This window comes from Murimonas intestini (assembly GCF_024622195.1).
Lineage (GTDB): Bacteria > Bacillota > Clostridia > Lachnospirales > Lachnospiraceae > Murimonas > Murimonas intestini.
Genome location: NZ_JANKBI010000011.1, coordinates 179,346 through 190,235, shown reverse-complemented (window position 1 = coordinate 190,235; position 10,890 = coordinate 179,346). Strand labels below are relative to the sequence as shown.

Genomic DNA, 10,890 nt, shown 5'->3' with positions numbered 1-10,890 from the left:
GGAATGAACAAAGACGGACAGCTCATACTGGGTTACTCAGAAGACCACATTGAGCGTGACGGCGATGCTGAGTGGGAATATGCTTATATCTTCACAAAAGATGGAGCAGATGACAAAGCAGCTGACGAGACTGAAACAGAAACAGAGAAATAATATTTCATACTGAATAATATTAAAAGGCTTCCTGGATTATGGGAGGCCTTTTTTTATTTCTGAAATAATTTTGTCCCAAAAGCTCTCTTTTCATGTATAATTGTGTTACAAATATACTGAAGAAAAAGGGACATGGGGGAAAAGAAATGATACGGATCGCAATCGTGGAGGATGAGGAGACTTATGCTGAACAGCTAAAAGGATTTCTGCATCAGTTTGAAAGAGAAAAGAAGGAAGTTTTTGAGATTTCCTATTTCTCTGATGGTGATGGGATCGTCTATAATTATAAAGCGCAGTATGATATTATTTTGATGGATGTGCAGATGAAATTTATGGATGGCATGTCTGCAGCGGAGGAAATCCGTAAAGTAGATTCAGAAGTGCTCATCATTTTTATCACAAATATGCGGCAATATGCTATCCGCGGTTATGCGGTGGAGGCTCTTGATTACATAGTCAAGCCTATCTCATACTTTGCTTTTTCGGAACGGCTGAACCGTGCTATTGACAAGATACAGCGCAGAATGAGAAAAAACATTCTGGTCAACATCAGGGGAGGAATGCTTCGCATCAGTGTGACAGATATTTTTTATATTGAAAGCCAGGGCCATACTCTGATATATCATACCAGCCCGGGAGACTATGAAGCCGCCGGCACTATGAAAGAAATTGAGGACAGCCTTGGAAAATACAATTTTGTCCGTGGAAATAAGGGGTATTTGATTAATTTAGCCCATGTAGACAGTGTACAGGATGGCTGTGCAGTGGTACGTGGTGAGAAACTGCTGCTGAGCCGGTCCAGAAAAGCACTTTTTATGGAGGCCCTGACCAATTACTGGAGCGAGGTGAGATGATGAACAATGCTTTGCCGGATATTCCGCGCTTTTTTACGGCTCTTGCCGAGACTGCGGCATGTATGGTCTTTATATTAAATTTGAAACCGCGGCTCGATAAATTAAAGCTGGCGGGTATTACTGTATTGATGCTGGTATGGCAGTCACTTTTTCTGATCATTACAAGGAATATCCAGCTGTGGCTTTGGGTGCCCTGCATGCTGGCAGCTATAGTCTGGATGATTATTTATCTCCGGATCTGTATCAGAGGAAGCTGGTACGATGCGGCCTATTGCGGACTTCAGGCCTTTATCATTGCCGAGTTTGCAGCTTCACTGGAATGGCAGTGCTATTGTTACTTTTTATATGACAATACTTCAGTGTTGATAGAATACCTTGTGCTGCTGGCAGTGTACGGGGTAATTTATCTGACAGCCTGGAGACTCTGGAGCCTTCCCAAAAATCCGGACAGGATATTGAATATAAAGCCCGGAGAATTACTGGCGGCTGCGCTTATTGCCGGAGCTATATTTGCGGTCAGCAATATTAATTATCTTCCTGTAACTACATTGTTTTCCAGCTCAGATGGGCCGGCTGTCGCCAGTATCAGGACTATTGTGGGCTTTGCAGGCGTGGCAATGGTATATGCCAATTATGTACAGAGATGTGAGATGCGGGCGCGCCAGGAGCTGGAGGTGATGCAGAATATAGTGCAGAATCAGTATCTCCAGTATCAGCAGTCGAAGGAGAGTATTGACATGATCAATTACAAGTACCACGATCTGAAACATCAGATTGGGGTGCTGCGGGCGGAGGAGGATGTGGACAAGAGGAATGCTTTTCTTAACCAAATGGAGGAGGAGATCCGCCAGTATGAAATGCAGAATAAGACAGGTCATAAGGTAGTTGATACGATATTGACAAGCAAAAGTGTTACCTGTGAAAAGTATGGAATTACTATGAACTGTGTGGCGGACGGGACTTTGCTGAATTTTATGGACACTATGGATATTTGCAGTATTCTGGGCAATGCACTTGACAATGCTATTGAATATGAAAAGAAGGTGGACGATCCGGAGAAAAGACTGATCCATGTGGCAATCTTTTCTCAGAAGGATTTTGTTATTCTGCGGTTTGAGAATTATTTTGAAGGGAAACTGGATATGAGAGATGGAGTGCCGGTTACAACCAAAACAAAAAAGAGAGAATTTCATGGTTTCGGTATTCGAAGTATTAAATATGCGGTCAGTAAATATGAGGGGGCGGTCAGCATCAGCCAGAAGGATAACTGGTTTGAATTAAAGATACTGATTCCCAGAGCAGATAAGAATTAAAATTGTAACTATTCAGGAATACACACCCTGACAGGGTGGCTGGACATCAGCGTATCTCTGTCAGGGTGTTTTTTGTTGTGCATAATGCATAAAAAAGGAATTAAATAATTATTAAAAAACACAATATAGTCTGCAGTTTGTGAAAAAAATGTGCAGTTTATGTAAATAACGGCACGGCTGTAAGTTGAGTGATATATTAATCACAACAAAAATGAAAACCTGAAAAGGTAGTAAAAAGGAGGAAAATTACATGAAAAAGTGTAACTTGAGGAGAAAAGTTTCAAGTATGGCGGTGTCGGCAGCAATGGTACTGTCACTGATTGGAACAAGTTCCGTAACAGCTCTGGCAGAGGGTACTATGACTGCGGATGACTGTTATGCAGAAGGTTACGATGTGAATGTTCAGCTGGAGGCAGAAGGGGCTGTTCTTTTGAAAAATAAGGAGAACTGCCTGCCTCTGGCAGAGGGGACTAAGGTGACGGTCCTGGGCGCAATGTCTTACAATTATGTGGAAGGCGGCACAGGATCTGCGGGCGGCAAAGACGATGAGAATACGGTTATGATGAATGACGCTTTTGCTGAGGCCGGGCTTGATGTCAATGCGGACGGCTGGAGCTGGCTGGAGGATCAGTGCGGAGGAACAAGAAATGATGCTGCCTCTGATCCGGGAGGAGCCGGCGCAGGAGGAGATGATATGTTCGGGTCTTCGGCAGGAGACTGGACAAGTTACAGCACCATACATGAATTTAGCGCTGATGTGTATGAGGATGGAAAAGACGCACTTACAGCTGATGGATATACGGATTATGCAATTGTAACATTTTCGCGTTCCGGGGCGGAGGGGGCCTCTCCTTCCATGGATTATGACGGAGACGGAAGCACTTTGACAGGATCTACATATCTGGAACTGAGTCAGGAAGAAAAGGATCTGCTCTCCTTCTGCAAAGAGAATTACGGACATACCATTGTGCTTGTAAACTCCGCCACGGCTATGGAATTAGGGTTTGTGGATTCAGAAGACTATAACGTAGATGCCTGCCTGTGGATCGGACATCCCGGTGAAGCCGGTGTGGTAGGTGTGGGAACTATCCTGACAGGGCGGACCAACCCTTCCGGACGTCTTGTTGACACTTATGCATATGATATGACAACCAATCCGACATATTACAATACAGATGATAACCGTTACGCAAATGCGGATAACCAGACTTTCTACCAGTATGAGGAAGGTATCTACGTGGGTTACCGTTACTATGAAACAGCAGATGCTGTCGGCTATTTTGACGCAGACGAGTTCACGGGCCATGAGTTTAAGAACGGCACGGCTGCAGGATATGAGCAGGTAGTCCAGTATCCATTTGGTTATGGTCTTTCCTATACCGAATTTACTGAAGAGATCACAGATTCTCAGATCAGTCTGAAAGCCCATGAAACAAACAGTGTTACAGTTAAGGTTACTAATACTGGAGATGTGGCAGGCAAGAATGTGGTAGAGCTTTATATGGAAGCTCCTTACCAGACAGACACTGAAAATTTCGGTATCAAAGGAGTGGGACTGGAAAAATCCAAGGTTGTCCTCGTGGGATTTGACAAGACGGATATACTTGAACCAGGCGCTTCCCAGGAAGTGACCATTGAATTTGATACAGATAATCTGGCTTCCTTTGATAATTTCGGCCAGGGCTGCTACGTGCTGGAAAAAGGTGATTACAAATTTAATGTCCAGAAGGATGCCCACCAGTGGGGAGAAGAAGGCAGCGAAAATGCCCCAAGCGCAACTGTAGAAGCGGCTTTGGCCGCGTCTATCATCTATGATGAGAGCGGTGACGTGGCTGAGGCAGAATATGCAGGAGCAAGAGCCTCTGATGTGTCTGTAGCAAAGAACGCCATGGACGATGTAACTGCTGGCGATGGAAATATGCTGGACGGTTATCTGTCAAGAAATGATATCGCAGGCGGTATGGCAGAGATCATGAAGCATACATCTAATGAAGAGCCAAATGAGACAGTATCAGACGGTATAGCAGCGGTACTGGCTCTTACAGGAACAGACAGCTATGATTATACATTTGAAACATATAAAAAAGGTGAAAAAACTTCTATTACAGAAACTCTGTATGCGCATGGAAATAATATGATGCCGTTCTCAGAGAGTACACCGGACGGACAGGATGCAGCTGCAGTGGAAGATCCTCTGTGGGACCAGACATACTATGTGATCGAAGGCGAGACGACTGAGAGCGGGCTGCCTGTAGTGACAGCGGAAGAACCAGCAGACGGCAGCTACCATAAACTGACTTGTGCAGATATGGTAAATGTACCTATTGATACAGAAGAAGGACTGGCTATCTGGGATATGCTGGCATCTGAGACTTCTATGGCGGAAGCTATTGAGGTTCAGGGAAATGCAGGATGGAAAGTAGCAGCTGTAAACAGTGTGGATAAGAAGGAAGAAATCGCAGTTGACGGACCTGGAGAACCTGGAAATGGACAGTACAGCGGCGGTACCTGGTTTACATGTGCAGTTACAATCGCTTCTACATGGAACAGGGATCTGGCAAACAGCCAGGGAGTCTCCTATGGAAACCAGTGTGTACTTTACGGCATAGGCTGTGCTTATGCACCGGCTATGAATATGCACCGTTCTCCTTTCGGCGGACGTAACTTTGAATACTACTCTGAGGACGGACTGCTCTCCGGACAGATTGGGGGCAGCGCTGTAGCAGGTATCATGTCTACAGGCACTAATGTATTTATAAAACACTGTTCACTGAATGACGGCGATACAAACCGCGGAGGAAATACCACCTGGGCAAATGAACAGGCTATCCGTGAAATCTATATGGTACCTTATGAGATCAGCATTAAAGAATATGGCGCAGACGGTGTGATGGGTTCTCTGAACCGCATAGGTATGAGCTGGTTCCACTACGGAATGTACAAGACTATGATGAGAGACGAATGGGGCTGGCATGGAATGCTGATCACAGACGGGGACGGCGCTGCAGGCGATGTGTACAACAGTCCTCAGGCAATGCTTTGCATAGAGGGAAGCATGCTCAGTATCAGCAATTATATTAATTCATCAGCAACCGTGGAAGCTTACGGAGATCCTACAGAATTTGTATATGCACGCTATATGCTCCACAATGTAATGCGTGACGCACTTTATCAGTACTGCGGATCTTCAGACGCATCTGAGGCTGAATAGGACAAAGAGTAAGCAATTATAACTGCGGCTGACCGCTGCCTCATGGCTGGCAGCGGGGCAGCTGCACTTTAAGGAAGGAGAGGAGAACTCTATGAACAGGAAAAAAATGTTGGCACTGCTTATGTGTGCCAGTCTGACAGCAGGTATGTCCCTGACAGTTTACGCGGAGGAAAGCACGGAGGCCGCGTCAGAAGCAATAACGGAAGACGCCGCAGAAACGGCTGCCCAGACAGAAGCAGATGGGGAAGATTTACAGGATCAGTTATCAGCCCCAACAGATTTTGTGATGGATCCAAATACAGGAGAATATTCCTTTACAGCAACAGACGATAGAACTGGGTATTATTTTGTACGCTTTTACGCTCTGGATGAGAAAGGAAATGAAGAAGGCGAATACATTACCAGTTCGAAACGCATCAAAGGAGGAACAACGGGGACGATCACGGGAACTCTTGATCTTTCGGAAGCGGCCTGGGGAAGTTATCATGTTAACCTCACAGCCTTTGCACCTGCCGGAACAGATATTAAAAATCCTGATCCAGTGAAGCTGACAGTGCAGTATGGGGTGGGACAGACTCTGGAACGTCCGGAAATGCTGGTGATGACAAGCGGAAACCAGGCAGAACTGGTGGTGGACTGGTGGACGCTGTGTGACTATGCTTTTACCCAGTATATGCCCAGCATGGAATTCACTTTTTACTCAGATGCAGAGTGCACCCAGGAGGTTTTAACAGATGTAGTGGATTTGGAGCCGCTGATGGATACTCTCAGGAAGAACCCTCCGGGTGTCATCTATATATGGGGATGGAGTACTTCAGAGGGGCCTCATTTCTATACTGCAGTAAATCCGGAGGCAGATGGTGACAGTGCTTTTGGGGCAAGTGAAAAGACCTTTGCATTTAAAAATGATATCTATACATATGAACTGGAAGCCGGAACTTACTATGTGACGGCGCAGGCACTGACAAAGGATGAGTTTACCCTGGATTCAAAGGTGAGCACGCCGGTGGAGATTACCCTGACAGATGAAGAGCCTGCGGAAGAATTTGAATATGTGACTACTGAACTGTGGCAGGATCCTCAGCTTAAGGACATGCCTGGAGCAAACCCGGGACAGCAGCCTGACAGGATCGACACAAGCGCAGAGCAGGGTATTTCGGGAAAGTTGATCGATTGATCAAAGACCAAAAAAAGATGAACAGGTGAAGATTATGTTAAACAAATTTTTTCATTACAAAGACAGAGGAGGCACTCTGAAAGGAGAGATCGCTGCAGGACTGGGAATGTTTTTCCTGGCGGTCTGCGGGCTTTTCATCAACATGCAGTTAATTGCCAAGCTGAGTATCTCAGGCGCCTATACAGCGGCAAATACACAGCAGATTGCAGTAAACGGCGAGTACTATGCACAGACCTGGTTTTTATCTATGATCATTGCTTTTATAGGCAGTCTTCTCATTGGCCTGGTAGCCAGGCTTCCACTGATACAGGTGTCAGGCCTGGGGATATCCACAGTTCTGGTGTCCATGATCGGCATTGAGACTGGGCTCAGCTACTATAATCTGCTGTTCGTGTGTTTCGTCAGTTCAATCGTGTATACAGTACTTGTGATCACACCGGGAGTAAAACAGTTTATTTTCAGGGCTCTTCCTGAACCTGTACGAAAAGCGCTTCCGGCTGCGGCAGGACTTCTTATGTCATGGATTGCCATTCAGCTGACAGGTATTATAAACCTTGGAACCAGTAATATCAGCATTTACGGAGCAGGGAGCAATGGACTGCTGGACAATGAGAATGTACTGTTATCCGGAGGTGTCGCTCTTAGCAGGTACTCTTATTCCTCCGATAAATACCATCCTCTGCTTCTGATCGGGGCGATCGCGGTGATTTTTACCGTGGTCCTGTTCCTGGCGGTGCGCCAGCGTGTAAAACGCCCTTATTTCATCTCTTTTATGGGCGGCACATTTTTCTTTCTGGCTGTAAGCATTGCTGTAGTATGTTTTGACTGGAATACAAAGAAGTTTACTCTTGATTCTCTGTGGGGCCGTCTGTGGATGGTGGGGAGTGAAGATGCCATGCAGACACACCTTTCTGCTATGTTCAGAAGCTTTTCTTTTACAAGGGTGCTTACGAAGGGGTCTGACTTCAGTGCATATACCCAGGCTGGCGGTAATGTGGTCCTGCTTTTTGCTGTGGGGATACTCACGTTTCTGCTCTTAAATATGTATGAATCTCAGGCGGTGCTACAGACAGTATCAAAGGAAACAAAAATATTCGATTCAGGGGAACAAAAAGGGGTGCAAAAAGCGCTTTTCTGCAATGCGCTTATTAATATCGCAGCGCCACTGATAGGTGCAGCGCCGGCCAGTATTGGAAAGGAGTCGGTAGCGGCCGTAAAGGACGGTGCAAAATCAGGCCTGGCCTCTGTGGTGGCCTCTATTGGATTTTTGATCTCCATATTTGTATGGATTGTCCCGTTTATCTTTGCAACAGCTTTTTCTTACAATATAAGCTTTAACTTGTATGGTCATTACGGTACGGTAATGCAGCTGATGGCAGAGACGGGATTTGTGGTAGCAGATATAATGATGGTCCTGGTGGGGCTGTCCATGGCAGCAGGCTGTATGGATATCAGCTGGAAGAGTATCGAAGAGACAGCGCCGTTTGCTATGACAGTGGCAGGCACTTTCCTGCTGTCGAATCTGGCAGCCGGAGCGGCCCTGGGAACTATTGTTTATGTACTTGTAACTCTAACTGCCAGAAAAAATGAGAAGGAAAGCCGGGGGCTGATAGCTCGTATTGGAGTGCCTCAGCTGGTATGGTGCGCTGTATCTGCAGCCCTGCTCATTATGATGGCATTGTAGCAGCGATCAGGAAAAATAACGGAGTGAATGTATGAGTTGTTCAAAAAAGACTAAACAGATGTTAAAGGTATTAACGATCGAAGAAAAGGCCGCTCTGCTCAGCGGGAAGACTGTCTGGGAGACAAGGGATATTCCAAGGCTGCAGATACCCTCCGTTACCTGTTCCGATGGCCCAAATGGGATACGCAGGCAGGTGGGGAAAGGTGATCATCTGGGGCTGAATTCATCCCTGTCAGCCACCTGTTTTCCTACTTCTGCAACAATTGGAAACAGCTGGGATATTAAGCTGGCAGAACAGATCGGTGCAGCGCTGGGAAGTGAGGCAGCGGCTCTGGGAGTAGATATTCTCCTGGGGCCGGGTCTTAATATTAAGAGAAGCCCGCTGTGCGGGAGGAATTTTGAGTATTTTTCGGAAGATCCGTATCTTTCCGGTAAACTGGCAGCCGGTTATGTACGGGGTATCCAGAGCCAGGGAGTGGCTGCCTGTCCAAAACATTTTGCGGTGAACAGCCAGGAAGAGCGCCGGATGTCTATGAATGCGGTGCTGGATGAACGTACCCTCCGGGAGATATACCTCACCGGATTTGAGATTGCGGTAAAAGAAGGCGGGGCGCAGACACTGATGACCAGCTATAATGAAGTTAACGGGGTCTATGCAAACGAGAATAAGCACCTGCTCCAGGATATACTGCGGGACGACTGGGGGTTTGAGGGAATTGTGATCACTGACTGGGGCGGTTCCAATGACCATATAGCGGGAGTGGCTGCCGGTTCCAATCTGGAAATGCCCACACCGGGATTTGACTCAGCTATTTCGCTGGTACAGGCATGGCGTGACGGAAAGATTACGGAGAAAGAGATTGACCGCTGCGTGGAAGGACTGCTGGAAGTGATATTTTCTCTGAAGGATAAAAACAGTCCTGGAACCGCGGAACCGGCTGTCAGCAAAGAAGATGCCCGGGAACATCATAAATTAGCAGAGCGGGCTGCTGCGGAGAGTATTGTACTTCTTAAAAATGAAGACGGGATATTACCTCTGGATCCAAATGCCAGAACTGTTGTTATAGGTGATTTTGCCAGGAAAGCCAGATATCAGGGAGCAGGCTCATCCAACGTAAACAGTATCCGCCAGGAGAATGTGACAGATCTGTTGGAAGAGTACCCGATTCTAATGCTGGGGTATGCTCAGGGGTACCGGCGTAACAGCCCCAGGGATCCGAAACTGGAAGAGGAGGCTCTGGCCATAGCTTCTCAGGCAGATCAGATCCTGTATTTTTCAGGCCTGGATGAGATCATTGAGGCGGAGGGTATGGAGCGGAAGCACATGAAACTGCCGGAAAATCAGATCGCATTGTTAAAGAGGCTGGCAGGACTGGGCAAAAAGGTCATTGCTGTGTTAAATGGAGGTTCATCTATAGAGATGCCCTGGGAAAACTGCTGTGCGGCAATTGTACACGGATATCTGGGAGGCCAGGCGGGGGCCGGAGCTATGCTGAAAGTTCTGACTGGTCAGGTGAATCCCTCCGGTAAGCTGAACGAAACATATCCTGTGTCATATGAAGATACGCCTGCATTTAATTACTATCCGGCAAAATTCAGAGATTCCCAGTACCGGGAGAGCATTTATGTGGGATACCGCTATTATGATACAGCAGACATAAAGGTACAGTATCCATTTGGATATGGGCTGTCTTATACTTCTTTTGAATATTCAGAGCTTACAGTGACTCAAAACGAGGCGGCATTTATCCTGAAAAATACCGGAGAACGGGACGGGGCAGAGGTCGCGCAGCTTTATGTGGGCTGCCGGGACGGCAAAGTATTCCGCCCGGTCAGGGAATTAAAAGGATTTACAAAGGTATTTTTGAAAGCAGGAGAAGAGAAGAAGGTGTCGGTCCCTCTTGATGAAAAGGCATTTCGGTATTGGGATGTAAAAACCGGCCGGTGGGAAGTGGAAGAAGGAGAATACCAGATCATGATTGGGGCCAGCAGCAGGGATATCCGGCTGACAGCTGCTCTGAGTGTGAAAGGAACTACGGATATTATCCCTTACAGCAGGAGTATGATGGAGTCTTATTATACAGGAAAAATCAGAAAAGTACCGGATGCACAATTTGCAGCTCTTATGGGAGGGAAGATTCCGCAGGAAAGAACAACAGAAGAACTGACTGTAAATGATGCTCTCTGTCAGATGGAAAAGGCCAAAAGTCCGCTGGCCAGACTGATATACCGGATATTGACAAATATCAAGGACAGAAGTGAGGAAAAAGGAAAGCCTGATTTAAATGTCTTGTTTATATATAATATACCATTTCGGGGAATTGCCAAAATGACTAACGGAATAGTAAGTATGAAGATGGCAGAGGGGATGGTCACTGTAGTAAATGGACACTTCTTTAAAGGAATGGGTCATATTATCAGAGGTTTCTTTGAAAACAGGAAGGCAAACAGACAGTTCGCCAGAAAATTATCTGAAGGAGAAATAAAACATTGAAAAA

6 protein-coding genes are annotated in these 10,890 nt (G+C 46.4%); all 6 read left to right on the top strand.

Translation table 11 applies throughout. From position 1 onward, the window contains the following. Window positions 1-299 precede the first annotated feature (299 nt). Window positions 300-1,007 (top strand): LytR/AlgR family response regulator transcription factor, encoded by a 708-nt coding sequence (locus tag NSB28_RS15900; RefSeq protein ID WP_109747606.1) that lies wholly within the window; start codon window positions 300-302, stop codon window positions 1,005-1,007. Beyond that, window positions 1,004-2,320 carry an ATP-binding protein gene (locus NSB28_RS15895; RefSeq protein ID WP_109747475.1) on the top strand — a complete coding sequence of 439 codons (1,317 nt, stop codon included), beginning with the start codon at window positions 1,004-1,006 and terminating at the stop codon, window positions 2,318-2,320. Before NSB28_RS15900 ends, NSB28_RS15895 begins: the two co-directional genes overlap by 4 nt. A gap of 250 nt (window positions 2,321-2,570) precedes the next feature. Next, window positions 2,571-5,531 carry a glycoside hydrolase family 3 C-terminal domain-containing protein gene (locus tag NSB28_RS15890; protein WP_109747476.1) on the top strand — a complete coding sequence of 987 codons (2,961 nt, stop codon included), beginning with the start codon at window positions 2,571-2,573 and terminating at the stop codon, window positions 5,529-5,531. Window positions 5,532-5,622: 91 nt separating this feature from the next. Then, window positions 5,623-6,708 (top strand): hypothetical protein, encoded by a 1,086-nt coding sequence (locus NSB28_RS15885; RefSeq protein ID WP_109747477.1) that lies wholly within the window; start codon window positions 5,623-5,625, stop codon window positions 6,706-6,708. A 34-nt stretch (window positions 6,709-6,742) separates the two neighbouring features. Then, window positions 6,743-8,392: a hypothetical protein gene (locus NSB28_RS15880; protein WP_109747478.1), complete on the top strand. Its 1,650-nt coding sequence runs from the start codon at window positions 6,743-6,745 to the stop codon at window positions 8,390-8,392. 31 nt (window positions 8,393-8,423) lie between these two features. Further along, a complete protein-coding gene (locus NSB28_RS15875) occupies window positions 8,424-10,886 on the top strand; it encodes a glycoside hydrolase family 3 C-terminal domain-containing protein (RefSeq protein ID WP_109747479.1) in 2,463 nt (820 codons plus the stop codon). Window positions 10,887-10,890 lie beyond the last annotated feature (4 nt).